General features: G+C 64.5%; 1 protein-coding gene. It reads left to right on the top strand.

Annotation, left to right across the window (positions count from 1 at the left end; translation table 11 throughout):
* A partial coding sequence (locus ACLZOT_RS51180) for an SGNH/GDSL hydrolase family protein (RefSeq protein ID WP_416976141.1) occupies positions 1-280 on the top strand: 280 nt, incomplete at its 5' end.
* Positions 281-321 lie beyond the last annotated feature (41 nt).

Here is a 321-nt window from a genome sequence, read left to right as displayed (position 1 = left end):
GGTGTGGAAGCTGGGGATCTGCCCGTCGATGCTGAGCGACCCCGACTCCCTGACCACACTGGCCAACCAGCGGCGCGACACGGTGCAGGAGCGTGTCGAGGCGTACAACAAGGTGCTCGAGGATGTCTGTGCGAAGGACCGCCGGTGCCGTTTCGACGACGGCGCGGTGTACGACTTCCGGTTCGGTGCCGAGCAACTGAGCCGGTGGGACTGGTTCCATCCGAGTGTCGACGGTCAGGCACGGCTGGCCGAGATCGCCTACCGGACCGTCACGAACTAGTGTTCCGCTCATGAGCGAACACTTCGGCACACTTTCCGACG

The organism is Streptomyces sp. 4F14 (genome assembly GCF_048159485.1).
Taxonomy (GTDB): Bacteria; Actinomycetota; Actinomycetes; order Streptomycetales; family Streptomycetaceae; genus Streptomyces.
This window is presented reverse-complemented; position numbering and strand designations above follow the sequence as displayed.